This is a genomic window from Streptomyces sp. NPDC088785 (assembly GCF_044750685.1).
GTDB lineage: Bacteria > Actinomycetota > Actinomycetes > Streptomycetales > Streptomycetaceae > Streptomyces.
On record NZ_JBIVKH010000006.1, the window covers coordinates 258,694 to 283,313 of the forward strand.

General features: G+C 74.0%; 25 protein-coding genes. 13 read left to right on the forward strand and 12 right to left on the reverse strand.

Annotated elements, in window-relative coordinates; translation table 11 throughout:
* Positions 1-36: 36 nt before the first annotated feature.
* Positions 37-915 (reverse strand): SGNH/GDSL hydrolase family protein, encoded by an 879-nt coding sequence (locus ACIP5K_RS20040; protein ID WP_401411226.1) that lies wholly within the window; start codon positions 913-915, stop codon positions 37-39.
* Positions 916-1,087: 172 nt separating this feature from the next.
* Positions 1,088-1,249: a hypothetical protein gene (locus ACIP5K_RS20045; RefSeq protein WP_401411227.1), complete on the reverse strand. Its 162-nt coding sequence runs from the start codon at positions 1,247-1,249 to the stop codon at positions 1,088-1,090.
* 141 nt (positions 1,250-1,390) lie between these two features.
* On the opposite strand from ACIP5K_RS20045, the gene ACIP5K_RS20050 reads away from it, so the two are divergent.
* The 6 genes from ACIP5K_RS20050 to ACIP5K_RS20075 all read left to right on the forward strand — a co-directional run bounded on the left by ACIP5K_RS20050 (position 1,391) and on the right by ACIP5K_RS20075 (position 7,544).
* Positions 1,391-1,876, forward strand: a complete 486-nt coding sequence (locus ACIP5K_RS20050; RefSeq protein WP_401411229.1) for a GNAT family N-acetyltransferase — start codon at positions 1,391-1,393, stop codon at positions 1,874-1,876.
* A 147-nt stretch (positions 1,877-2,023) separates the two neighbouring features.
* The gene (locus ACIP5K_RS20055; RefSeq protein ID WP_401411372.1) at positions 2,024-2,917 is read left to right on the forward strand and encodes a Cof-type HAD-IIB family hydrolase; all 894 of its coding nucleotides are present in this window, start codon (positions 2,024-2,026) and stop codon (positions 2,915-2,917) included.
* 317 nt (positions 2,918-3,234) lie between these two features.
* Positions 3,235-4,398, forward strand: coding sequence for an alpha-lytic protease prodomain-containing protein (locus tag ACIP5K_RS20060; RefSeq protein ID WP_401411231.1), 1,164 nt, complete (start codon positions 3,235-3,237; stop codon positions 4,396-4,398).
* Positions 4,399-4,555: 157 nt separating this feature from the next.
* Entirely contained in the window at positions 4,556-5,275 is a 720-nt protein-coding gene (locus tag ACIP5K_RS20065) for a hypothetical protein (protein WP_401411232.1), read from the forward strand.
* A 114-nt stretch (positions 5,276-5,389) separates the two neighbouring features.
* On the forward strand, positions 5,390-6,361 hold the full coding sequence (locus ACIP5K_RS20070; RefSeq protein WP_401411234.1) for a dioxygenase: 972 nt from the start codon (positions 5,390-5,392) through the stop codon (positions 6,359-6,361).
* A gap of 109 nt (positions 6,362-6,470) precedes the next feature.
* Positions 6,471-7,544, forward strand: coding sequence for a maleylacetate reductase (locus ACIP5K_RS20075; RefSeq protein ID WP_401411235.1), 1,074 nt, complete (start codon positions 6,471-6,473; stop codon positions 7,542-7,544).
* Positions 7,545-7,584: 40 nt separating this feature from the next.
* Here the strand turns inward: ACIP5K_RS20075 and ACIP5K_RS20080 are convergent, their stop codons facing one another.
* Entirely contained in the window at positions 7,585-8,106 is a 522-nt protein-coding gene (locus tag ACIP5K_RS20080) for a hypothetical protein (protein WP_401411237.1), read from the reverse strand.
* 66 nt (positions 8,107-8,172) lie between these two features.
* Between ACIP5K_RS20080 and ACIP5K_RS20085 the strand changes: the two genes are divergently transcribed.
* Positions 8,173-8,592, forward strand: a complete 420-nt coding sequence (locus ACIP5K_RS20085) for a DUF4440 domain-containing protein (RefSeq protein ID WP_401411238.1) — start codon at positions 8,173-8,175, stop codon at positions 8,590-8,592.
* A 153-nt stretch (positions 8,593-8,745) separates the two neighbouring features.
* Here the strand turns inward: ACIP5K_RS20085 and ACIP5K_RS20090 are convergent, their stop codons facing one another.
* Positions 8,746-9,027 carry a hypothetical protein gene (locus ACIP5K_RS20090; RefSeq protein ID WP_401411240.1) on the reverse strand — a complete coding sequence of 94 codons (282 nt, stop codon included), beginning with the start codon at positions 9,025-9,027 and terminating at the stop codon, positions 8,746-8,748.
* Between the two features lie 65 nt (positions 9,028-9,092).
* Positions 9,093-9,368: a hypothetical protein gene (locus ACIP5K_RS20095; RefSeq protein WP_401411242.1), complete on the reverse strand. Its 276-nt coding sequence runs from the start codon at positions 9,366-9,368 to the stop codon at positions 9,093-9,095.
* A 342-nt stretch (positions 9,369-9,710) separates the two neighbouring features.
* Between ACIP5K_RS20095 and ACIP5K_RS20100 the strand changes: the two genes are divergently transcribed.
* Positions 9,711-10,142, forward strand: coding sequence for a hypothetical protein (locus ACIP5K_RS20100; protein ID WP_401411244.1), 432 nt, complete (start codon positions 9,711-9,713; stop codon positions 10,140-10,142).
* A 136-nt stretch (positions 10,143-10,278) separates the two neighbouring features.
* The gene (locus tag ACIP5K_RS20105; RefSeq protein WP_401411246.1) at positions 10,279-11,049 is read left to right on the forward strand and encodes an NPP1 family protein; all 771 of its coding nucleotides are present in this window, start codon (positions 10,279-10,281) and stop codon (positions 11,047-11,049) included.
* A gap of 78 nt (positions 11,050-11,127) precedes the next feature.
* Here ACIP5K_RS20105 and ACIP5K_RS20110 read toward each other — a convergent pair whose 3' ends face one another.
* The 5 genes from ACIP5K_RS20110 to ACIP5K_RS20130 form a co-directional block, all read right to left on the reverse strand.
* A complete protein-coding gene (locus ACIP5K_RS20110; protein ID WP_401411247.1) occupies positions 11,128-12,582 on the reverse strand; it encodes a SulP family inorganic anion transporter in 1,455 nt (484 codons plus the stop codon).
* Between the two features lie 8 nt (positions 12,583-12,590).
* Positions 12,591-13,172, reverse strand: a complete 582-nt coding sequence (locus tag ACIP5K_RS20115) for a carbonic anhydrase (protein WP_401411249.1) — start codon at positions 13,170-13,172, stop codon at positions 12,591-12,593.
* An 872-nt stretch (positions 13,173-14,044) separates the two neighbouring features.
* Positions 14,045-15,409 carry an FAD-dependent oxidoreductase gene (locus ACIP5K_RS20120; protein WP_401411250.1) on the reverse strand — a complete coding sequence of 455 codons (1,365 nt, stop codon included), beginning with the start codon at positions 15,407-15,409 and terminating at the stop codon, positions 14,045-14,047.
* A 105-nt stretch (positions 15,410-15,514) separates the two neighbouring features.
* Positions 15,515-16,486, reverse strand: a complete 972-nt coding sequence (locus ACIP5K_RS20125) for a serine hydrolase (RefSeq protein WP_401411252.1) — start codon at positions 16,484-16,486, stop codon at positions 15,515-15,517.
* Positions 16,483-17,421 (reverse strand): LysR family transcriptional regulator, encoded by a 939-nt coding sequence (locus tag ACIP5K_RS20130; protein WP_401411254.1) that lies wholly within the window; start codon positions 17,419-17,421, stop codon positions 16,483-16,485. Before ACIP5K_RS20130 ends, ACIP5K_RS20125 begins: the two co-directional genes overlap by 4 nt.
* A 195-nt stretch (positions 17,422-17,616) precedes the next feature.
* Here ACIP5K_RS20130 and bla point away from each other — a divergent pair, with 195 nt between their 5' ends.
* Positions 17,617-18,606, forward strand: a complete 990-nt coding sequence (bla, locus tag ACIP5K_RS20135; protein ID WP_401411255.1) for a class A beta-lactamase — start codon at positions 17,617-17,619, stop codon at positions 18,604-18,606.
* A gap of 102 nt (positions 18,607-18,708) precedes the next feature.
* Here the strand turns inward: bla and ACIP5K_RS20140 are convergent, their stop codons facing one another.
* Together ACIP5K_RS20140 and ACIP5K_RS20145 are read right to left on the reverse strand one after the other, a co-directional pair.
* Positions 18,709-19,224: a GNAT family N-acetyltransferase gene (locus ACIP5K_RS20140; protein WP_401411256.1), complete on the reverse strand. Its 516-nt coding sequence runs from the start codon at positions 19,222-19,224 to the stop codon at positions 18,709-18,711.
* Positions 19,225-19,307: 83 nt separating this feature from the next.
* Positions 19,308-20,558 carry an NUDIX domain-containing protein gene (locus tag ACIP5K_RS20145; protein ID WP_401411258.1) on the reverse strand — a complete coding sequence of 417 codons (1,251 nt, stop codon included), beginning with the start codon at positions 20,556-20,558 and terminating at the stop codon, positions 19,308-19,310.
* A gap of 266 nt (positions 20,559-20,824) precedes the next feature.
* On the opposite strand from ACIP5K_RS20145, the gene ACIP5K_RS20150 reads away from it, so the two are divergent.
* The 3 genes from ACIP5K_RS20150 to ACIP5K_RS20160 all read left to right on the forward strand — a co-directional run bounded on the left by ACIP5K_RS20150 (position 20,825) and on the right by ACIP5K_RS20160 (position 24,604).
* Positions 20,825-21,664: an IclR family transcriptional regulator gene (locus ACIP5K_RS20150; protein ID WP_401411260.1), complete on the forward strand. Its 840-nt coding sequence runs from the start codon at positions 20,825-20,827 to the stop codon at positions 21,662-21,664.
* Positions 21,665-21,798: 134 nt separating this feature from the next.
* Positions 21,799-23,475 carry an OPT/YSL family transporter gene (locus tag ACIP5K_RS20155; RefSeq protein WP_401411262.1) on the forward strand — a complete coding sequence of 559 codons (1,677 nt, stop codon included), beginning with the start codon at positions 21,799-21,801 and terminating at the stop codon, positions 23,473-23,475.
* Positions 23,476-23,536: 61 nt separating this feature from the next.
* The gene (locus ACIP5K_RS20160) at positions 23,537-24,604 is read left to right on the forward strand and encodes a hypothetical protein (RefSeq protein ID WP_401411263.1); all 1,068 of its coding nucleotides are present in this window, start codon (positions 23,537-23,539) and stop codon (positions 24,602-24,604) included.
* Positions 24,605-24,620 lie beyond the last annotated feature (16 nt).

Genomic DNA, 24,620 nt, shown 5'->3' on the forward strand with positions numbered 1-24,620 from the left:
CTTCCCTGGCGGAGTGCGCCGTTCAGGGGTGGCGGATCACCCCAGGCCGAGCGCCGACAGCGTCCGGTCGGCCATGGCGGACTCGCCGAGCGCGTTCGGATGCACGGGCACGAAATTGGTGCCGAACAGCGCGGGCTCGACCCAGCGGGTGCCGATCGGCTGGCAGGCGTCGTGGCCCTCGGACGCCTGGCCCAGGTCCACATAGGTGGCGCCCGTCTCGGCCGCGGCCCGCCGCACCGCGGTGTTGAGGTGCGTCTGGATGTCCCGCACGTACGGCACGTCACCGGAGGCGATCGGCATCTTCACGAAGCAGCCCGCCTGCGCCTTGGGCGGCATGATCCACGGATAGCCGAGGATCGCGACGCGGGCGTTCGGCGCCTTGTTGCGCACCGCCTGGAGCGCGGCCTTCACCGCCGGGTACGTCTTCGTGTCGATGTCGTCGCTGAACTTGCTGCCGTTCTGGTCCTTGCACGGGCTGCCCTGACCGGCGGATAGCACCCCGGCGGTGGCACACGCCAGGATGGTGCTGATGAAGGTGTTGTTGTCGTTGCCGCCGATGGACAGCGTCACCAGCCGGGTGTCCGCACCGAGCGCGTCCAGCTGCGGGGCGACGCCCGGGTACTGGGCCCCGGCGAAGTCCTTGGTCTGCGCGCCGCCGCAGGTCACGTCCTTGAGCGCGGCGCCGGTGCGGGCGGCGACGACGTGCGGGTAGTTCTTCGTCGAGCGGGCGCACAGCGGGGACGCGGACGGGTCGAGCGGCAGGACGCCGGAGGCGGCGCTGTAGCTGTCGCCGAGCGCCACATAGGGAAGCGGCTGGTCGGCGGCGTGCACGGGTGCGGCCAGGCCCACGAGGGCCGCGCCGGACGCCAACGCCACTGCTGTGACACGTCCGCCGCGGAACGCGCGAATCGCCATCTGTAGCTCCTTCGAAACCGGCTCGGCTCATGGCCAAGTTCCGTATGAGACAGGGGATTTCAGCGCTGACACTCGAAGCTACCGACGGGTTGGAAAACCCGTCAATAGGCGTGCACGGGGTCGTGACCAGGGGCGGGCGTGGCCGGTGGGCGGGGTGCGCCCGGCCGGCCGGTCAGTCGGCCTGCTCGGCCTCGGGCGCGTGGCCGAAATCGAGCACGTCCTCGGCGGTGCGCTCGGTCTCCTGCGCCGCTTCGCGGGCGTCGGCCAGGACGTCGCCCTGCTCGTCGACCAGCTGGTCGTAGATCGGGGCCGGGGCGGTGGACGGTGCGGGCACGGCGAAAACTCCAGGTAGATGCGGTGCAGAAGATCTGCGCTACGGACAAAAGGGGACCCTACGACGGGCCGGTCCCGCCCCGACAACCGGGGTCGGATCGGACGCCGGGGACGCGGCCGGCGCTGTGCCAGACTCGGCGGTATGAGGATCAGAGAATTCCGCACCGACGACTGGGAGCGGATCTGGCCGTTCTGGCGGCGGATCGTCGCCGCGGGCGAGACCTACGCCTGGGACCCCGCTACGGACGAGCCGGAGGCCCGCGCCCTGTGGACGACGGGCGCGGGCAAGCGGGTCCACGTCGTCGAGGACGCGGCGGGCGGGATCGTCGCCACCGCCTACGTGAAGCCGAACTACGCCGGACCGGCCGACGGCGTCGCCAACGCCGGATTCATGGTGGACCCGGACCACGGCGGCCACGGCTACGGCCGGGCGCTGGCCGAGCACGTCCTCGCCACCGCGAAGGCCGACGGATACCGCGCGATGGTCTTCAACGCCGTCGTGGAGACCAACCCCGCCGTAGGGCTGTGGACCTCGCTCGGCTTCACGATCCTCGGCACCGTCCCCGACGCGTACGACCATCCGCGCCACGGCCGCGTCGGGCTGCACATCATGCACCGCGCCCTCTGACCGGGCCCCCGGACGGCACCTCTCGCCCATCAGATCCCTCGCGACCCGTCAGCCCCTCCCGAACCAGGAACCACCGTGACACCAGGAACCACCGCGACACCGGAACCCGCTGCGGCGGCCGAACCCCGTGCGGCCACGGACGACGCCGTGCCGTCGGACGCCGCGGCGGCCGCGCGGCAGGAGCCGATCACCCGCCCCGCCACCCCGCCCGACATCCGCCTCGTCGTCACCGACATGGACGGCACGCTCCTCGACGCCGACGGCCGCATACCGGACGAGGTGTGGCCGCTGCTCGCCGAGCTGAACCGGCGCGGCATCGTCTTCTGCCCCGCCAGCGGACGCCAGTACGCCACGCTCGCCGAGCAGTTCGCCGCCGTGGACGACGGCGGCATGGTGTACATCGCGGAGAACGGGACCTACGTCGTGCGCGGCGGCACCGAACTCAGCGCGAACGTCCTCGACCGGGCGGTCGTCGCCTGGATCACCACGTCGATCCGTCAACTGGTCGCCGACAGCGCCGCGAGCGGGGAGCGGGCGGACGTCGGCGTCGTGGTCTGCGGCAAGCAGTCCGCGTACGTGGAGCGCTCCGACGAGCCGTTCATGGCCGAGGTGCGCAAGTACTACCGCAACCACCGCGTCGTCGACGACGTCACGGCGGTCGACGACGACGTCATCAAGGTCGCCGTCTTCGACTTCGGCCGGGCCGAGCACACCGTCGCCCCCGCCCTCGCCGCGCTCACCGGGACCCACAAGGTGGTCGTCTCGGGGGAGCACTGGGTGGACGTCATGAACACGACCGCGAACAAGGGCGTCGCCGTCCGCGGTCTCCAGCGCGACCTGGGCATCACCCCCGCTCAGACCATGGTCTTCGGCGACTATCTCAACGACCTGGAGATGCTGGACGCCGCCGACTGGTCGTACGCCATGGAGGGCGCCCACCCCGAGGTCCTGGAGCGCGCCCGCCACCGCGCCCCCGCGCACACCGCCAACGGCGTCGTCCGCACCGTGCGCGCCGTCCTCGGCCTGCCCGCGCACGCCTGACCTCACCGGACCGGCTCGGCGCGGCGCGGCACAGACCAGCGCCGGGGCGGTCCGGGGGCAGATCCGGGCTGACGCGGTCGATTCGGCCGATCCGTGCGACGTGGCATGAGAGCCCGCGCCCAGGGTCCGGCCGCCGCCCCGCCCCTGCTCCGAACGCCGCCGACCATGGCCGGATCACGCCCCTTGATTGGCATGGACCTGTCCATGATCCCTCGCTAGGCTGCGCCACCGACACGCATAGGGAGCGCTCCCAACGCGTGCCGCGCCATTCCGTTCGGTTCCACCCCCACATCACTGGAACGACGAAGGGTCGCACCATGACACGTACGAGACGACGTTCGACCTCCCTGCGCACGGTCCTGTCCGCCCTCATCGTCACGGGCGCCTGCGCGACGGCAGGCTTCGTCCCGGCCGCCACCGCCACCGCGCAGCCCCCCGCCTCCGACGGCGTACTCGCCGCCATGCAGCACGATTTCGGCCTCACCCGGGACCAGGCCGAGGCGCGGCTGGCCACCGAGAAGGCGGCCGGAGCCACCGAGCGGCAGGCGCGCCGGGCCGCCGGATCCGCCTACGCGGGCTCCTGGTTCACCGCCCGCGACGGACGGCTGACCGTCGCCCTCACCGACGGCGCCAAGGCCGACGCCGTCCGCGCCACCGGCGCCGCCGTGCGTCTCGTCGACCGCACCGCACGCCAGCTGGACGCCGCCAAGGCCCGCATCGACGACCTCAAGGCACCGGCCGGAGTGGCCAGTTGGCGGGTCGACTGGCGGACCAACAGCGTCGCCGTGGACGTCGTCGCGAACCGGCAGGACGACAACGATGTCAACGACTTCCTGGCCAAGGCCCGCCGGGCGGGCGGCGCGCTGAAGGTGGACCTGACGGTCGGGACCACCGACCACGCGCCCGGCACCCTCGCCGCGGGCACCGTCGGCGGCGACCCCTTCTACACCGGCAACGTCCGCTGCTCCATAGGCTTCTCGGTGCAGGGCGGCTTCGTCACCGCAGGCCACTGCGGCGGCGCCGGACAGGGCGTCAGCGGCTGGGACGGCTCGTACGTCGGCAACATCCAGGGTTCGTCGTTCCCCGACAACGACTACGCCTGGGTCAACGTCGGCAGCGGCTGGTGGACGGTCCCCGTGGTGCTCGGCTGGGGCACCGTCTCCGACCAGCTCGTGCGCGGTTCGGCCGAGGCCCCGATCGGCGCCTCCATCTGCCGCTCCGGCTCTACCTCGCACTGGCACTGCGGAACCGTTCTCGCCAAGAACGAGACCGTCAACTACAGCCAGGGCGCCGTCCATCAGATGACGAAGACGAACGTGTGCGCCGAACCCGGCGACTCGGGCGGCTCGTTCATCAGCGGCGACCAGGCCCAGGGTGTCACCTCCGGCGGATGGGGCAACTGCTCCAGCGGCGGCGAGACGTGGTATCAGCCGATCAACGAGATCCTGAGCCGCTACGGCCTGACCCTGCACACGGCCTGAGTCCGCGTCATGCCTGTTCCGGCCTGATCCGGCCCGCACCGGCCCGGTCCGGCGCAGGGCCAGATCCGGCGCAGGGCCTGAAGGGCGGCAGGGCCGGGGTGCCGGTGCCGGTAAATCCGCTGGCGCCGGCATCCCGGACCCGTCAAGATCACCTTCCATGCCGACGTTCTCGCAGCACCCGACGGTCCGGGCGGCCGCCCGCAACAACGCCCTGTGGTGCGACGCGATGAGCCGCGCCCACGGCGTCGCCGGAACCTTCACCGGCGACGCGTGGGCGGCGGGGGCCCGCACACCCCCGTACTACCCGGACGCGGTGACGCTGGCGCCCGGTGCGGATCCGGCCGCGCTGGTGGCGCGGATCGACACGGCCGCGCCGGGCGCCACCGTCAAGGACAGCTTCGGCGACCTCGACCTGACCGGTGCCGGGTTCACGGTGCTGTTCGAGGCGCAGTGGATCCACCGCCCGGCCGCCGCGCCCGACTCCGCACCGGTCTTGGTCCCGGTCCCGGACGCGGTGCGGGACCCGGAATCCCTGCGCGCCTGGGCCCTCGCCCGGGACGACGGGGACGGCGACGCGGACCTCTTCCGGCCCGCGCTCCTCGACACGCCGGACGTGCACGTGATCGCCCGCCGCGACACGCGGGGGCGCATCAACGGCGGCGCCGTGCTGAACCGCGGCGCCGACGCGGTCGGTGTCTCCAACCTCTTCTCCCGCGCCGGGAGTTCCGACACCGTGTGGACGTCCGCCCTGAACGCGGCCCGCCATTTCCACCCGGACCTGCCTGTCGTCGGCTACGAACACGGAGACGACCTGACGGCCGCCCTCCGCCACGGCTTCACGGGCGTCGGCCGACTCCGCGTCTGGCTCAAGCCCTGACCGCCACCGGCGCGCAGGGGCCAGCGAAACGGCTGGGACGACACGCGCGGGAGCGGGCCCCCGCGGTGGTGTGATGGGCGGGACACCCACCCGTCCGAGCCGGGCAGGAGCACCATGACCACGCACCCCACCGACACCGGAACCCCCGCGGGTCCCCCCGCCGGGACCGCCGTCACGCCGCAGCCCGTGCCGCAGTCCGCGCCCCAGTCCGCGTCGCTGTTCACGGCGGAGCGGTCCGCCGACATCGTCGCCGACAGTTTCGCCCGCACCACCGACCCACGCCTGCGCGCGATCCTCGGCTCGCTCGTCCACCACCTGCACGCGTTCGCCAAGGACGTGGACCTCACCGTCGACGAATGGGCCGCGGGCGTCCGCTTCCTCACCGAGACGGGCCGGGCCTGCGACGACACCCGGCAGGAATTCGTCATGCTGTCCGACGTGCTCGGACTCTCGATGCTGGTCGAGACCCTGGCCGGGCCCGGCCAGGGTCCATTCACCGAATCGACCGTGGAGGGGCCCTTCCACATGGTCGATTCACCGCCGCGCGCCCTCGGCGACACCATCGACGAAGCGGCCGGCGGCGGGGAGGCGTGCCTGGTGACCGGCCGGGTCACCGACGGCGACGGCGCCCCGGTCGCGGGCGCGCACGTCGACGTGTGGCAGGCCGACGCGGACGGCTTCTACGACGTGCAGCGGCCCGGCAAGATCCCGGAGCGCAATCTGCGCGGACTCTTCACCGCCGACGACGACGGCCGGTTCTGGTTCCGCACCATCGTGCCGCGCCACTATCCGATCCCCACCGACGGTCCCGTCGGCGCCCTGCTGCGGGCCACCGGGCGCCACTGCTTCCGGGCCGCCCACATCCACGTAGAGGTCACCTCGCCACGGACCCGGACCCTGACGACCCATCTGTTCGTCGCGGGTTCGCCCTACTTGGACTCCGACGCGGTCTTCGGGGTGAAGGAGAGCCTGATCCGCGACTTCGCCGAGATCGACGACCCCGCCCGGGCAGCCGCCCACGGCCTGCCGAACCCGTTCCGGCACGTCGACTTTCCGATCACCGTGCAGCGGACGGCCGACCGCTGAGCATCCGTACCACCGGCTACCGGCCACCAGCCCGCAGCCCGCAGCCCGCAGCGCGCGACACGAAGCAAGAAGCACAGAACACGAAGCACGGAGGATGGAGGACGCAGCCTTGGCTCACCACCCCGACCACCCCCCGAGCCCCTCGCCGGTGACCGTCCACGAGACGCTCTCCGCGCGCGTGCTCATCGGTACCGGCTCCCGCCACACCGTCCCCGGCGAGTGCGCACGCCTCGGGGCCCGGCGGGTCCTGCTCGTCTCCACCCCGTCGGCCGCGCGCATCGCCGACGAACTCGCCGACGCCCTCGGCCCGGTCCTCGCCGCGCGCTTCGACCGTCCCGCCGTGCACACCCCGGTCGAGGTCACGGCCGAGGCACTGCGCCTCGCCGAACGGGCCGGCGCCGACAGCGTGGTGGCACTCGGCGGCGGTTCGGCCATCGGACTCGCCAAGGCCCTCTCCGTGCGCACCGGCATCCCGCAGATCGCCGTGCCCACCACCTACGCCGGTTCGGAGGCGACGCCCGTTCTCGGCGAGACGGAGAACGGGGTGAAGACCACCCGCCGCGCACCCGGGATCGCGCCGGGCACCATCGTCTACGACCCCGAACCGACCCTCACCCTGCCGCCGGGACTCACCCTCACCAGCGCCCTCAACGCCCTCGCCCACGCCGTGGAGGCGCTGTGGGCGCCGGACGCCAACCCCCTCAGCGACGCCCTGGCCTCCGAAGCGGCCGACGGCCTCCTCGCCACCCTGCCCCTGGTGCTCGGCGAGCCCACGCACCCGGGTCACCGCGCCCGCCTCCAGACCAGCGCGTGGCTCGCCGGACTCTGCCTCGCCGGAACCAGCATGGGCCTGCACCACCGGCTCGCCCACGCCCTCGGCGGCACCTACGACCTGCCCCACGCACCCCTGCACGCCCTTCTCCTGCCGCACGTGATGGCCTTCAACCTGCCGTCGGCGCCGCGCGCCGCCACCCGGCTCGTCCGCGCCACCGGCGGCGCCGACCCGGTGGCGGCCGTCGCCGGCCTCGCCCGCTCCCACGACGGTCCGACCACCCTCGCCGCCCTCGGCGCCCCGCGCGAAGGGCTGCGCACGATCGCCGAACGCGTGGCCGCCGCGCTCCCTCCCCATCCCCGCCCGGTCGGCGCCGATTCCCTCACCCGGCTCCTGGAGGAGGCGTTCTAGGCCGCGCTCCGGGCGCGTACCGGGCCGGGACCCTCGGCCGTCACGCGGCGGGATCCACGTTCCACCGCTCCGGCAGATCGCCGCCGCAGAAGACGCAGACGAAGTCGTCCTCACGCACGATGTTGTGCTCCTGGCAGCCGGGACACCGGCGGAACACCACCGCGTGGGTGAACCCGGAGGGCCGGTCGAGGCCCGCGCGGTCCAGGGCGCGAGCGACGTCCGGCCAGGAGGCGAGGTCGGGGCAGTACCCGGTGGACTGGTTGCTGACCTCGCTCACGGCCCACCGGCCGGCCTCGCGCACGAAACCGATCTCACCGGCGCCCAGGACCCTGGCTCCACCGGCGCAGGCCACGTGCTCGCTCCGCCGGGGCGCCAGCCGGAGCGCACCGTCCACGCCGACCACGAAGGTGAACGGCTCGGCCAGTTCCACCGCGGACCGCCCGGCGATCCAGTCGCCGAATTCGGCCGCCGACCCGATCCGGCAGCCACCGCCGCCGGGCCGGACCGCCGCCTTCAACCCAACCGGGCCGACATATCGGTAACCCCGCTTCCGCGCACGCACGTCAGCCAACCTAGAGCACGTCCGGCACACGCCGTAGGGGCTGTCCGACACGTGCATCATGACGTCATGATCCAGAACGACCGGCACGCACCCGAGGCCGTCCCGCAGCATCCGGACGTCACCGAGGCGATCGTCCGGGAGCGACGCCTCCACGACCCCTCCGTCCGCCGCTCCGGCCCCCGCGTCGAAGCCCTGCTCGACCCCGATTTCGTCGAGGTCGGCGCGTCCGGGCGACGATGGACGTACGCGGAGATGGTGGCCGCCCTGCCCACGCTGCACGGCAGCGGCGAGCACAGCACTCCCATCACCGCGGCGCTCTTCGAGGGCGCGGTCCTCGCCCCCGGGATCGTGCACCTCACCTACGAGACCCGCATCGAGGACCGGCGGGCCCGTCGCTCGTCGATCTGGCGCCGCGACGCCGCCGGGGAACTCCGGCTCTACCACCACCAGGCCACGCCGGTGCCGGAGGGGACGGCCCGGCCGTAGGGTCCGCCCCGGAGCCCGCCCGCCCCTCCCCACGGTGCCCGGCCCGATCCGGCCGCGATCCGACGCGAACGGCCGGACAGGACCTGGTGCCGTGACCGCGCCGGTGCGCCGCCGGTGCGCCGGTGCCCCGGGCGGTCCCGGGGCCGTGCATCCTCAGACCGACCCCCGGGGGGTCTCCCTGCGGACCAGGGACGGCCCCTGGCCCGACGCGTCGATCCGGTACTGCGTCATGAGCCGGGCGAGCCGCTCGGTCAGGTCCGCACCGTTGTCCCGGCCCGCCGTGGCGGAGCGGGCGGAATCGTCGTCCGGCAGGTCGACCTCGGCGACCTCGTGTCCGGACTGGCTCTGCAAGGTCTGCCGGCCGGTCTCGGCGGCGGCCGGCAGGCCGATCGAGGTGATGGTGCCGTCCTTGTCGTACAGCACGAAGGCGCGCATGCCGGTCCTCCTCGGACTGGTCGGGCTGGTCGGGCTGGTCGGGCTGGTGGTGACGGGCCGGAGTCTCAGACGGACTGGGCGACGAAGATGCCGTAGTTCGCCGTCGACGAACCGACGTTGCGGACGACGACGTTGATGGTGCGTACGCCCGTCGTGCTGACCCACTCGCCGACACGCGCGATCTCCAGCAGCCGCTCCGTGCCGGGAAGGGCCAGGGGGTACGCGAGGAACCAGCGGACCTGGCCGTAGTTCTGGTCCACCTGCGTCCAGGAGTGCTCCTGACCCGGGCCGAGTCCGATCCCGGTGGCCCACAGGCCGGTGTCGAGTTTCGCGATCGCCATGGCGCGCCCCTCCCTCTCGCGACGCCGCGCGCTCGCACGGCGTGCGGGCACCGTCCTGCCGTGCGGGACGGCCGTCAACGCCCCCTACGCCAGGCCCTACGCCGAACACCCCACCCCCGGGGCGACACCGGGGAGGCAGCATCCGGCCGAGGCCGTCGGCAGGCGGGGCAATTGCCGGACCGGCGCGCGTGCGCCCGTCTCGTGCCTCAATTCTCCCGCCATGCGCCGGAGGCTCTCTCTCTGCGCGTGCGGTGCGCCCCCCGGGCGGGGCTTCGCCGCGGCCGAGCCGGGTGATACCGCTGGAGACACGGCTCCACCGCAGGGGGGATGAAAGGACTCGACATGACACCTCAGACGCATCTCGAAGCGGGGCGGCTGTCCGCCATAGCGAAGATCCTCGACCGGGCCGACGGCCATCTCAGCACGGCGGTCCGCGAATGGGCCTCGCTCCCGGCCCCGCTCGACGACCGCAACCTGAGCGGCATCCAGTCGCTGCTCGAAGTGTCGCGCAGCGCCTCCCACGACGTGACCTGCGCGGTGCGCCACGCGGGCAGCGGCGATCTGGCCCAGGCCCACTTCCACCTCGAAGCGGCGCGCACCGCGCCCGACAAGCACCCGGCGCTCGCGGCCGCCCTGTACGGCCCGCTGCCCGCCGGGGTGCGCACCGCGCTCCAACTCCTGCGCGGCATCCGGGGATTCTTCAGCGCGGAGGCCGAGGACGCCTTCGTCCGCGCCCTCACCGGCAACGCCCAGCCGCACAGCCTCGCGAGCTGACACCGCCCGGCCCTCCCTCCCCGCAGCGCCGCGGGGACACCATGCACAACTTCCCGGCGGATCCGCCGAGTTCTTCGTACTCGACGGGGGCATGACACACCCTGCATGCGTCATCCCCCCGCAGTGACAGGAGAGCATGGTGGAGCCCACCCGGACCCTGCGCAGAGCGTCCCTGGTCGGCACGGGCGCCCTCGCGCTGGTCGTCGCCCTCGCCGGCACGGCCTTCGCCGCCCCGCCGGGCGCCCTGCCCGGCAACGCGGACAGCACGGAGTCCACTTTCCAGCCCGCGTACGACTACGACACCGACGGCTGCTACCCGACACCCGCCATCGGGGCCGACGGCACCCTCAACGGCGGACTCAAGCCCAGCGGCGCCCTCAACGGCCAGTGCCGCGACGCCGAGGACCTCGCCAACACCAACGGCTACGCCCGCACCAAGTGCGACAACGGCTGGTGCGCGGTCATGTACGGCCTCTATTTCGAGAAGGACCAGGCGGTGCCGGGCAGCGGCCTCGGCGGGCACCGGCACGACTGGGAACACGTCGTGGTCTGGGTGAAGGACGGAACCGCCCAGTACGTCGCCACCTCCGCCCACGGCGACTTCGTCGTCCACCCCCGCGACCAGATCCGCTGGGACGGCACCCACCCCAAGATCGTCTATCACAAGGACGGCATCCGCACCCACTGCTTCCGTCCCGCGGGCGCCGGCGACGAGCCGCCGGAGAACCACCGCGGCACCTGGCAGTTCCCGACCCTCGTCGGCTGGAACGGCTACCCGCCCGGCCTGCGCGACGCCCTGAGCGCCCACGACTTCGGGAGCGCCACCTTCGGCCTGAAGGACGCGAGCTTCCCCAGCCACCTCGCCGCCGCCCTGCCCGACGGCGTGCCGTTCGACGTCAACGCCTGACGTCCCGCACACCGGAAGGCCCGGCCGCCGTGCGGGCGCACGGCGGCCGGGCCCCGGACCCGGAGGGATCGCGTCACCTCACGGAGGCGTGACCTTCACCGGTTCCGTGTCGGGCGAGCTGTGCCGCTGGGCCCAGCTCTCCAGTGCCGTCCGGCACGCGTGGTCGAGGTGCTGGAGCCCCGACAGGTTCACCTCGACGGGCCGGTCGTGGGGGAGCGCCTCCAGACTGTCGAGGATCTTCGGCAGCCGCAGGAACGTCGCGTTGCCCGACAGGTGCGCCTGCACCGGACCCGCGCCCTTGTCCACCACCTCCAGCTTCACCTGCGAGGCGTCCCACGCCGTTTTCACCACGGACAGCGCCACCCCCACCAGCACGCCCTCGAACATGCTGACCGACACGATCGACACGGCCGTGACCGCCAGGACGAGCACCTCCCCGCGCTGCTCGCGCCACAGACCCGCCACGGTCCGTACGGGAATCAGCTTCGCCCCCGCGTGCACGAGGACACCCGCGAGCGCCGGGACCGGGATGTGGGCCAGCGCGGCCGGCAGCAGCGCCGCGAACAGCAGGAGCCACACCCCGTGCAGCACCCGGGACGCCTTGGTCCGGGCTCCGGCCTGCACGTTCGCGGCGCTGCGCACGATCACCGCCGTCATCGGCAGGGCGCCGAGGAGGCCGCACACCGTGTTGCCCGCACCCTGCGCCAGCAACTCCTTGTCGTACGAGGTGCGGGGGCCGTCGTGCATGCGGTCCACGGCCGCCGCGCTGACCAGCGACTCGGCGGAGGCGATCAGGGTGAACGCGACGATCGTCCCGGCCAGGGCGGGCCCGGCCAGCTCGGTGAAGGTGTCGAGCGACGGCGGGCGCACCGCATCCACCAGCCCGCTGACCTCGACGGTGGCCACCGGCAGATCCAGGACCAGGACGGCGAGGACGGCGAGGCCCACCGCCGCGAGCGGCCCGGGTATCAGCCGCACCCGGCGCGGCAGGTGCTTCCACAGCACCAGTACGGCGATCGTGCCCGCGCCCAGCGCGAGCGAGGCGATCGAGCGGCCGCTGTCGAAGATGTCGGCGAACGCGCCGGGCAGCCCGGTCACCTTGCCGATCCCCGACCCGGGCGCGTCGGCCGCGACGATCGCGTAGAGCTGCCCGGCGATGAGCACGAGCCCGATGCCCGCCAGCATCCCCTCCACCACCGAGACCGAGATGGCCCGGAAATAGCGCCCGATCCTCAGCGCGCCCATGCCGATCTGGAGCAGTCCGGTGGCGAGCACCACGACGCCGAGCCCGGGAAGACCGAACTCCCGCACCGCCTCGTAGACGAGCACGGTCAGCCCGGCGGCCGGACCGGACACCTGGAGGCTGCTGCCGCGCATCAACCCGGTGACGATGCCCCCGACGATGCCGGTCACCAGGCCGAGTTCGGCGGGCACGCCGGAGGCGACCGCGACCCCGACGCACAGGGGGAGCGCGACCAGGAAGACGACGAGTGAGGCGGTGAAGTCCTGCTTGAAGTGAGGGTATTTGGTCATCACGTCACTCACAGAGCCTCGAACGAGTCGGTGGTGGAGCGGTGTTCGCGCACCCTTCCCGTGTGCACCTCGTAGTACCAGCCGTGCAGCCGCAACGCACCCTGCGCCAGGCGCTGTTCGACGCACGGGTAGGAGCGCAGTCGGAGCAGCTGGGTGAGCACGTGCCGCTGCACGGCCTCGGAGACGGTCGGGTCCGCCGGGTCGGCGGTGGACGGCGACGCGGCGGCGTGCGCGAGCCAGTCGCGCACGGCGGGTACGGCGTCGAGGTCGTCGCCGCGCACCAGGGCGCCGACGGCCCCGCAGTGCGAATGGCCGCAGACGACGATGTCGCGGACGCCGAGGACCCGCACGGCGTACTCGATGGTGGCGCTCTCGCCGCTGGGGCGGCCGACGGCGTGGGCGGGCACGATGTTGCCCGCGGTGCGTAGCTCGAAGAGCTCGCCGGGGCGGGCGCCCGTGATCAGGGCCGGGACGACGCGGGAGTCGGAGCAGGTGATGAACAGGACCTGTGGCGACTGGCCGTCGGCGAGCCGGGCGAACTCCTCAGGGCGCCTTCCGAACGTGCGGGCATGGTCGATGAGGGGCTGCATGCGTTGATTCCTCCTGGCGCGCCGTGGGGAGCGCGTCGGGCTTGCAGGACAGGTGCGACGGCGCTGTCGCGTCAGGGCGGGGGCGCGGGGCGTGGCCGGCGCCGATCCGCTCGGACGCGTGTGCGGTAGCGAAGGGGGGTGTGCCGACGCTCCGCGACCGCGATGGCGCGACGGCGCGCGGGGATATGTCCCGCGCGCGACCTCTCACCTCGGAACACGCGCCCCCCTCCCCGCTCTCTATGGATCAAGGAAATGCCAACAGTTGGTCAACTGATGGTCAAGACGCAGAGTAGCTGTGCAATGGCGATCGTGGGGTTAACGGGAGATTGCGAAGGTGAGGATGCGTGGAAAGTGCGGTTCGGATGGCGTGAACGGACCGATCGAGGGCCCTGGTGGGCAGGGCTGTTGGGACGTGCGTTCGGATCGTTCGAAAGCGGCCGCCACCGGGGGCCGGAGGCCCGCGCCGGCGGCGGCCGCCCGTGCGCGGTACCGGGCTCCCCTCCCGGGCACGTCGCGCACCTCGCCCCCGCGGGGGGCCGGGAGATGCGGGAAGGCGTCCCGGCCGGGTCCACGAGGGCGGAAGGCCGGGGCAGCGTGTCGGCGTAGGACGCGGCACCGGCCGTTCTGGGCGCGGCCCGGGGGCTGGGGGCCTCGACCTCCGCACGGCATATGCGCGAAGCGGCCGGGCGAAAGTCTGAACAGCACTTTAGGCGCTGACGCCGGTCAGGCACAGTCCTTATGTATATGCCCCGTCCGGTGGCCGGGGCGCGCCGGCCACCGCGCGCCGGAACCACCGCACGGGCGCGCGGATCGGGGCGGACGCGCGCAGGGGCCGCGTCGTGGTCGACACGGCCCCTGCGCGCTCGCGACGGTCAGGCGCCGCTGGCGTCCAGCATCTCGTCGCGCTCGACGAGCTTCACGCGCTCACGGCCCTGCGGCTCGCCGAGCGCGCGCTCGGCGGCGTCGAGCCGGTACCAGCCCTCCCAGGTGGTGTAGCGGACACCCCGCTCGCCCAGGTACGCGTCGACGGCCTCCGGGGCCGGGGACGCGGGGGCGGGCAGCCGGCCCTCCGCGAAGTCCGCCAGGAGGCTGCCCACGGTCTCGTTGGCGTCGCCCTTGGTGTGCCCGATCAGGCCGATCGGACCGCGTCGGATCCAGCCCGTGACATAGGTGGACGCCAGGTGGTCGCCGCTGTCCTCGATGACTCGGCCGGCCTGGTCGGGAACCGTGCCGGAGGCCACGTCCCAGGGCAGCTTGGGCAGTTCGTCGGAGAGGTAGCCGACCGCGCGGTAGACGGCGGTGACGTCCCAGTCGGTGTGCGTGCCGGTGCCCTTGACGTTGCCCGTGCCGTCGAGCTCGGTGCGCTCGGTGCGCAGGCCGACGACCCGGCCGTCCTCGCCGAGGATCTCGGTCGGCGACTCGAAGAAGTGCAGGAACAGCTTGTGCGGGCGCTCGCCGATGTCGCGGATCGCCCAGTTCTCCAGCGTCTTGGCGACCATGTCGGCCTGCTTGTTGCCGCGCCGGGTGGCGATCGAACCCTCGTCGTAGTCGATGTCCTCGGGGTTGACGATGACCTCGATGGTGGGCGAGTGGTCCAGCTCGCGCAGCTCCATCGGGCTGAACTTCGCCTGCGCGGGTCCGCGCCGCCCGAACACGTGGATCTCCTTGGCCCGGCTGGCCCGGAGCCCCTCGTACACGTTCGCCGGGATCTCCGTCGGCAGCAGCTCGTCGGCGGTCTTGGCGAGCACGCGGGCGACGTCGAGGGCGACGTTGCCGACGCCGAGCACCGCGACCTTCTCGGCCTCCAGCGGCCACGTCCGCGGCACGTCGGGGTGCCCGTCGTACCAGGAGACGAAGTCGGCCGCGCCGTAGGAACCGTCCAGCTCGACCCCGGGGATGCGCAGCTCGCGGTCGGCGGTCGCACCGGTGGAGAAGATCACCGCGTCGTAGAACGACCGCAGGGTGTCCAGGTCGATGTCGCGCGGGTAGTCGACATTGCCGAAGAGGCGGATCTGCGGCTTGTCGAGCACCTGGTGCAGGGCCGTGACGATGCCCTTGATCCGGGGATGGTCGGGCGCCACGCCGTAGCGGATCAGGCCGAAGGGGGCGGGCATGCGCTCGAAGAGGTCGATGGACACCCCGGGTTCGACGGCCGTCGCGGACTTCAGCAGCGCGTCAGCGGCGTAGATACCGGCCGGGCCGGCGCCGACGATGGCGACCCGCAGAGGGCGAGGCATGGTGAGGTTCCCTTCGAGTGGGGCGGGTGGTGCTCGAAGAGCATCTTAAAGTAAGGCAAGCCTTAGTTGATAGGCGGGTCCTGTCTATGACCCCATAAGGATCGGTTATGGGGTGCATCGGCCTTCCTTGGGGGCCGCGGCGGACCGCCCCGCAAGGCCGTTCACGGCGCCGCGGGGACGCCGCCGCAGATGGTCGCGCAGGGCCCGCGCGGCCTGGCCCATCAGCGCCTCGGCGCCCGGCTGCGCGCCCGCGGGGATCAGGGACTCGGTGAGCACCACGACGGCGAAGCGCTGCCCGTCCCCGTGCTCGACGACCCCCGCCTCGTGCCGGAGGTTGAGCAGCGTGCCCGTCTTGGAGGACCAGACGGTCGCGTCCGAACTGAAGTCCGGGGCGAGCCGGTGGCGGAGCAGATTGTGCCGCATCAGCTCCCGCACCCGGGCCGCCGTGGCCTCCGGCACGGCCGACGGCAGCCACAGCGCCGCCAGCAGATCGGCCCACGCGCGCGCGGTGCCGGTGTTGGCCCGGCTGGTGTCGAGCTGCGGCACCCGGTGCCCGCGCCCCGCCGTGCCCGCCCCGATCGCCAGGGCGTGCGCCAGGTGCGCCTGGCCCGGCCCCAGGTGCTCCTCCGGTGTCGCGGTCAGCTCCTCGGTGCGGTGCCGCACCGTGATGCCGGTCAGCCCCCAGTCGCGCAGCCGCGCCGTCACCGCGTCCGGCGGCGTCAGGTCGAACAGGGCGTCCGCCGCGCGGCCGTCGCTCAGGCACGTACTCAGATAGAGCAGGTCGTCGAGGGCCACGCGGGCCGGGTGCCGGAAGCGGCTCAGGCCGGTCGGCCCCGCCGTCGTGACCCGGCCGGGCGCGACCTCGACGGCCCGTGCGCCGTCCAGCTCGCCGCGCCGGATCCGCTCCGCCGTGGCCAGCGCCAGCGGCAGCTTCACCAGCGACGCGGACGGCAGCGGCACGTCCGGGTCGATGCCCGCCTCCTCGCCCGAGTCGAGATCGCGCACGAGGAGGCTGGCGCGCAGCCCGCCGTCGGTCAGCTCCTCGCGCAGGGTGCGCAGGAGGGCTTCGGTGGTCATGCGCCGACTCCTTCGGTGGATGTCCGGGACGGGCGGGCGGACGTGTCCCCGCCGGGGTCGTCCTCGGGGTCGGCGCCGAGGCACCGGCCGAGCCGGACGCCGAGCCGGGTGAGCGCCGCCGGGGGAGCGTCCCGCGCCGCGGTGCGCAGCACGTACCCGCGTACGGGGGTGAACTCGCCCATGGGACGCCAGTGCAGGCCGAGCGCGCGGGCCTGGGCGGGCGAACACAGCAGGAGGTCGGGCGCGGCGTGCACCTCGGCCGCCGCCGTGGTCAGGTCCCGGGCGGGCGCCAGCTGCGCGGGCCGCAGCCCGACCGCGTCGCGCAGCCGGGCCAGCGGGTCCCGCACGTGCGGGACGTCGTCCTCCGGCTGGAGCCAGATCCGGCGGGCCGGACCGCGCCCGGTGCGCCCCAGGCGCAGCGTCTCGACGTGCAGGTACCCCGGCCCCGGATCCTCGGCGGCGGCCAGCCCGAGCGGGACCGGCCACACCGCCTCGGCCGCGGGCACCGCGAGCAGCGCCGCCTGGACCCGCCCCGCGAGGAGCAGTTCCGCGCGCCGCGCCGGTGTCCCGGTCCGCGGTTCGAGGGCGATCCCGAGCCCGCGGGCGTCGGCGATCAGCCGGGCGAGACCGCTGGTCGTGCAGATGTCCGGCACGGCCAGCCGCCAGGGCCTGCGCCGGGCGGCCGCCGCCTCGTGCAGCAGCCCGTCCGCGTCCTCGACGAGCCGGCGCGCGTGCGGCAGCAGCTCCGCGCCGAACGGCGTGAGGACCGCCCGGCGCACCGTCCGCTCGAACAGCCGCGCCCCCAGCAGCTCCTCCAGCGCGGCGACCCGGCGACTGGCGACCGGCTGGGAGACACCGGCGGCCGCGGCGCCCTCGGTGAACCCGCTGTGGTCACTGACGCTGACGAACGCACGACATGCTCCGAGCAGATCCACCCGGCCACTCTATGCGGATTCGGCATGGAATCCGGGGCGGACGCATTGGCCGCCGTGCCGCCCGACCGGCCAGGGTGGCGGGCAGGGCGTCACCGGCGCCCGGCCGGAGCCCGTGCGGGCCCACCGGCCGCCCGTACCCGTGCCCCGGCCCCGCACCCGCGTCCCGCGGCCGGGGCCCGTCGAAGGGACTCGCCCATGCAGCACCCCCGACCGAGCCGTCGCCGAACCGCCGCCCCCGGCCGCGCCGCGCTGGCCGCCTGCGCCGCCCTGGCCGTGCTGACCACGGCGGGCTGCGGAGGCGACGGGCGCGCCGGAACCGGCGGCGCGGCCACCACGGCGGCCGCCGACCGCTCCGGGACCGCCCCGCAACGGGCCGGCGGCGACGCCTCCGCCCGCGCCGCCTTCTCCCGCCTGGAACGTACGTACAAGGCGCACCTGGGTCTCTACGCGCTCGACACCGGCAGCGGCCGCCAGATCACCTGGAACGACAGGACCCGCTTCCCCTTCAACTCGACCATCAAGTCCTTCCTCGCCGCGGCCGTGCTCGAGAAGAACGGCGCCGACGGCATGGACCGCGTCCTGCACTACGACCGCGCGGACGTCGTCGAGAACTCGCCCGTCAGCGAGAAGCACGTCGACACCGGGATGAGCCTGCGCGCGCTGTGCGACGCCGCGATCCGCTACAGCGACAACACCGCGGCCAACGTCCTCTTCAAGGACATCGGGGGCCCCGGCCGGCTGGGCGCGTTCCTGCGGAAGGAACTCGACGACGGGACCACGCGCACCGACCGCATCGAGCCGCTGCTGAGCCGCTGGAGCCCGGGGGAGCGGCACGACACCTCCACGCCCCGTCAGATGGCGTCGAATCTGCGGGAGTTGACGCTGGGCGACACCCTTCCCACGGTCGAGCGCAGCCAGTTGACCACCTGGCTGCGGAACAACACGACCGGCGACACGACCATCCGGGCGGGCGTGCCCGAGGGCTGGACCGTCGGGGACAAGACCGGCACCGGCTCCTACTACGGCGCGCGCGACGACATCGCGGTCGTCTGGCCGCCCGGCCGCGAGCCGCTGGTCATGGCGATCATGACCTACCGCGACGGCGCGAAGGACATCAAGGCCGACGACAAGCTCCTGGCCGACGCGGCGGAGGCAGCGGTCACCGGGCTCGACGCGGACCGCTGACGCCCCGGACCGCCGATGCCCCGGACCGCTGACGCCCCGGACCGCCCTCGACGCGAGCCGCCGGCGGCACGGTGCGTCCCGGGCGGCGTGCCGGCACGGCGCTCAGGAGCCCCCGCCGGACACCGCCGCGCCCGCGTCCGCGGGGAACCACGTCCTGCGCATGAGCGCGGGATCGGCGGTGAAGCCGAGGCGCGCGTAGAACGGCGCCGACCCGTCGTGGGCGTACAGCTCGTACAGGGTGACGCCGTCCCGCTCCAGCCGGGCGAGGAGCGAGCCCAGGGCATCGGTGGCGCATCCGCGGCGGCGGAACGCCGGGTCCGTCGCGACGACCTGGATGCGTGCCGCCGTGCCCCGCGGGTACCGGGGCGCGGGCAGCACCCGGTTGAGCAGCGCCAGGGCGCAGGAGGCCAGCCCCCCGCCGGGCGCGTCGACCACGAACGCCCGGGCGTCGCCGCCCGGGAGCAGCCGCCCGGCGAGGTCGTCCGTGCAGTGGGTCAGCCAGTGCGCGTCGAGCGGCCGGGACAGTATCAGTGCCGAGCGCAGCCGGGTGATCCCGCCCGCGTCGCCGGGAACCGCGGGGCGCGCCGGGGGCATGGGGGCGGCCGGGGGCGTGTGCATGGCGGCAACTCCTCTGCGAAGAGAGTGAAGAGAGCGGGGGGCGACGGCGTCGCGGGGCGTCGCGGTCGGCAACGCCCCGCCCGTCAGGTGGCGTTGGGGCCGGGTGCGCCGCTCGGCGGCTCGCCCTGCGCGAACGGCGTGTAGTGCGCCGGCGGCGCGTCGATCGGCAGATCGGGACGCCACGCGCGGAGAATCTGCCCGCTACAGTCGAACAGGCCGTCCGGGAGCCGGTCCAGGGGCCACCACCCCCAGTCGCCCACCTTCTCGTCCGGCTGTGTGGCGGGCTCCCCCCGCCAGTCCGAGACGACGGCGCCCACCGTGACCCGGACGACGTCACCGACCCGGTCGATCAGCGTGCCCAGCAGGGTGACGTCCTCGGGCCGGGCACGCAGCCCGGTCTCCTCGGCGAGTTCGCGCACGGCGGTCTCCGCCAGGGACTCGCCCGGCTCCACCGTCCCGCCGGGCAGTTCCAGCGTGCCGCGCCGATGGCGGCCCAGCAGCAGCCCGTGCTCCCCGAGGAGGATCGTGCCGACACCGATCGCCGCGTGCGGGACGGGAGCCCCCCGGGTGCGGGGCCGGCAGGAGATCCGGGCCGTGGGATCGGGACGCCGCCGGGCCCGGACGAACCGCACGGTGGCCGGGTCGCCGTCCGCCGGTGCCCGGAGCAGCGCGGTCGACTCCACGAGGAAGCCGTGCTCGCCCAGCAGGTCCGCCCACACCTCGCCGGTCAGGGCCCACGTCCGTACCGGCGGTGGGGTCGGCCTTGGCGGCAGTGGGGTCGGGCGTAGCGGCGGTCGGGGCGGACCCCCGGGCTCGGCCACCTCCTCGCGCGGCGCCACGACGGCGGACGGGCCCCGGCCGTGACGGTCGGTGTCCGGCACGGAGAAGACGAGCGGAGCATCCGGGCGCAGCCCGTCGCGCAGCGCGGGCAGCACGACGCGCGGGTCGAGGCCCGCGAGCGCCCCGACGCCGTACGCCACGTCGTACGGCTCCGCCCGCGCCAGGTGCTCGATCACGTCACCGGGCAGGAGGCGGACGCCGGGCACCTCGCCGAAGTCACCGACCGCGTCCGGGTGTTGGCCGGGTGGCGGGCCGACGGCGTCGACCAGCGCGCCGTGCGCCGTGGCGAGGTGCACGGCGTGGCGACCCGCTCCGGAACCGATGTCCAGCACCCGCCGCCCGGCGAGCGGGCCGAGGACCTCGGCGCCGGGGCCGACCCCGTCCCAGGGCCCCCACCGCAGGCAGTCCGGGGCGGGCGGCGCGTGGTCCCGGTCGCCCCGGAACCGGCCGCGGGCGTCCCCGGCCGATGAGCTGTCGGCATGCGGAGTGTTCACCTCGGTCCTCTCGACGCACCGGACGGAAGCGGCGGACCCGCGCCGCCCGCCGCCGGGACGCGGAGCGCGCCCCCTCCGGTTCTGGCGGTCCGGGCACCCGGTCAAACATCCGGGCCCGGACCGCCCCACCGGCGCGCGAACGTGCCACGGAACACCCTTGACACCCCCACCCCACGGAACTCATAGTTCTCGCCGCTGAGCGCAACGGCGTTGCGCTCAGCGCACCGGACGCGGAACGCAAACGTACGACGGAGAGGAGCGAGGCGATGTCAGAGGCCCAGGTGAACGGCGCGGCCGCCGACGGGAGCGGCCACCGGGCGGAGCGGTCCGACGAGGCCGACGCGCCGGCGCCGCCGCAACCCGGCGTCCTCCAGGGAGCCGACCGCGCCCTGCTCGCCCTGCTGTCGTTCACCGAGCGCCGCCCCGAGTGGGGCGTCAGCGAGATGGCGCGCCGGCACGGCTGGGACAAGGCGGTCGCCCAGCGCATCCTCACCACGCTCGCCTCCCGCTCCTTCCTGACCTGCGACACCACCACCCGCCGCTACCGGCTCGGCCCCGCCGTCTCCCGGCTGGCCCGCGCCGGGGAGCACAGCGGAGTGCTGCCGTCCCTGGTCCGCCCGATCCTCGCCGGGCTCCTGCGCGACACCGGCGAGAGCGTCGTCCTCAACGTGCCGCAGGGCGCCGGATACCGGTGCGCCGCCGCCGTCGACGGCACCGGCCCGGTCCGCTACACCGCGATCGTCGGCGCCGTCATGCCCGGCCACGCCGGCGCCTCCGGGCACGCCATCTTCGCCCACTACCCCGAGGCGGAGCTGCGGCGCCTGTTCGGAGCCACCCCGCTCCAGCGCTTCAACGACCACACCGTCACCGACCTCGACGCCCTCCTGGCCCGGTACGCCGACGTGCGCGCCCGGGGCCACAGCGTCAGCCACGGCGAGTACGACGAGGCCGTCGCCGCCGTGGCCGCCCCGGTGTTCCAGGCGGGCACCGTCGCCGCCTCGCTCACCGTCATCGGCCCCGCGCACCGCGTCTCCCGCGCCCTCGACCGCATCACCGAACTCGTCCTGGCCGGAGCCGAGGAGGCCACGGCCGCCTTCGGTTCCTGACCCGGTCCGGCGGCGCCGCCCGCCGGACCACCCGCCCGTACGACGTGACCCGCACCCCCGTACGCGGCACGCCGCAGCCTGCCCGAAAAGTCCCGCCCCGTCCCGGGCGGGCCCACCCACCAAGGGGTGTTCCCGTGTCGCACCACACCTCGCCGTCGGCCACCGCGCCGCCGCCCCCCGCCGGACCAGGACCGGACCGCGCCGCCTCCGGCGCCGGCCACCCGAAGGTGACCGAACCCGTCGTGTTCGTCGTCCTCGCCGTGCTCTCCGTCGTCGGAGCCGTGATCGGCGCGGACCTCGTCGCCAAGCTCGGCATCTCCGCCAACACCTCGGTCGTCGGCGCCCTCATCGCCATGCTCATCGGCCGTGTCCCGCTCGCCGGACTGCGCTCGATGCGCTCGGTGCACCGGCAGAACCTCGCCCAGAGCGCCATCTCCGCCGCGACCTTCGCCTCCGCCAACGCCCTGCTCACCTCGATCGCGGTCCCGTACGTCTTCGGACGCGAGGACCTGGTGTGGCCGATGCTCGCCGGCTCCTTCGTCGGCCTGCTCATCGACACCTGGGTGCTCTACCGCTCCTTCGGCTCCCGGCTGCTGCCCGCCGACGCCGCCTGGCCCCCCGGACAGGCCGCGGCCGAGACCATCAAGGCCGGTGACCGGGGCGGCAAGCGGGCCCTGGTGCTCGGCGCGGGCACCCTCGTCGGCCTCGCCGGCACCCTCTTCAGCCTGCCGCTGTCCGCCGCGGGCGTCGCCTTCCTCGGCAACGTCTGGGCGCTGCTCATGTTCGGCGTGGGCCTTGGCCTGCGCGAGTTCGGCCCCGACCTGTTCCACACCGACCTCGGCGCCGGATACGTCCCGCACGGGGTGATGGTCGGCGCGGGCGTCGTGGCCCTCGGCCAGGCCGTCGTCCTGCTGGTCCGCAGGCGCGCGGCGCGACAGGAGCCGCCCGCCGCGGGCCCGGCCCCGGCGGACCGCGACGAGACGGTCGCGTACACGGTCGACGAGAAGGACCTGCGCCGCTCCCTCGTGCGCGGCTACGCCCTCTTCGTCGCCGGCGCCGTCCTGCTCGCCGTGCTCGGCGGCCTGCTCGGCGACATGAGCCCGCTGGGCCTGCTCGGCTGGGTGCTGTTCGCCGCGTTCGCCGCCCTCGTGCACGAACTGATCGTCGGCCTCGCCGCCATGCAGTCCGGCTGGTTCCCCTCCTTCGCCGTCACCCTCATCTTCCTCGTCCTCGGCCTGCTCATCGGCATCCCCTCGGTCCCGCTGGCCCTCCTCGTCGGCTACGTGTCCGCCACCGGCCCCGCCTTCGCCGACATGGGCTACGACCTCAAGGCCGGCTGGCTGCTGCGCCGCAACCACCGGCCCTGGGACCCGTACGAGCGCGAAGGCCGCCGCGAACAGTTCCGCGCCGCCCTCATCGGCTTCGCCGCCGCACTCGCCGTCGTCGCCGTCCTGTGGCAGTCGTACTTCCGGCAGGGCCTCATCCCGCCCGTCGCCAAGGTGTACGCCGACACCGTCAAGAACGGCCTGGGCGAACCCGGCGTGCTGCGCACCCTGCTGCTGTGGGCCGTACCCGGCGCCCTGATCCAGCTGATCGGCGGCACCAGGCGGCAGATGGGCGTCATGCTCGCCACCGGCCTGCTGATCCTCACGCCCCACGCCTGCTGGATGGTCCTCGCCGCGCTCGCCGTACGCGTCGGCTACCGCAAGTGGCGCGGCCCCCGCGCCGACGAGGAGCTGAACCTGGTCGGCGCCGGCCTCATCGCGGGCAGCTCCCTGGGCGACTCCGCCCAGATCGTCAAGGCGAGCTGACCCGCCCCACCCCCCCGAACCAACGCCTCCCGCACGCACCACCCCAAGGAGACAGATCCCCATGGAGATGTTCAGCCGCCTCGAACCGCGGTCCGAGTACCTGAGCTACGAACTCGCCCTCGCCGCCCGCAAGCTCGTCGAGCAGGTCATGCTCGTCAAGCCCGGCGAGCACGTCGTCCTCACCGGCGACACCAGCAGCGACCGCCGCGTCGTCGACGCCACCGCGCAGGCCGTCGCCGCCGCCGGGGCGCACCCCGTCGTCGTCTGGTCCGAGACGATGCCCAGCTCGTCGATGGAGCCGCCCCGGCCCGTCGCCGGCGCCATCGCGGACGCCGACGTGTGGATCGAGTTCGCCGTCTCGTACGTGATGCACTCCGACGCGTTCCGCCGCGCCATGGCCAACGGCTGCCGCTACACCAACCTGACCGCCATGGACGTGCACATGCTCGTCGCCACCGTCGGCCGGCCCGACTTCGAGGGCGTCATCCGGCTCGGCAAGGCCCTCGTGCACCTCCTGGAGCAGGCCGACGAGGTGCGCATCACCTCCGCCAACGGCACCGACATCACCGGCCGCAACGGCGACCGCCCGATCAACCTGCGCGGCAAGCCCGCCGAGAAGCCCGGCGAGACCGTCATGCTCTCCGGGCAGATCTCCTGGAACCCCCTGGAGGAGACGCAGAACGGCGTCCTCGTCTTCGACGGCGCCCTGTGGCCGCCGGACCAGCTCGGCCTGCTCCGCTCGCCGGTGCGCTGCACCGTCGAGCAGGGCGTCGTCACGAAGATCGACGGCACGGGCCAGGACGCGGAGATCTTCCGCCGCTGGATGGCGTCCTGGGACGACCCCCACATGTACCGCGTCGCCCACTGGTCCCTCGGCTTCAACCCGGGCGTGCCCGCGCCCACCGGCCGCATCGTCGAGGACGAGCGCGTCTTCGGCTGCGTCGAGCTGGGCATCGGCACCAAGGGCGCCTGGATCGGCGGCGAGCCGTGGGTGTCCGCCGCCCACACCGACGGCTCGATCCTCGGCCCGTCCCTCCACCTCGACGGCGAGTGCATCGAGAAGGACGGCGTGTACGTGCACCCCGACCTGGTCCGCATCTGCCGCGAGCTGGGCGTGGCCGGCTACTGACCGCCCCGGCACCCCG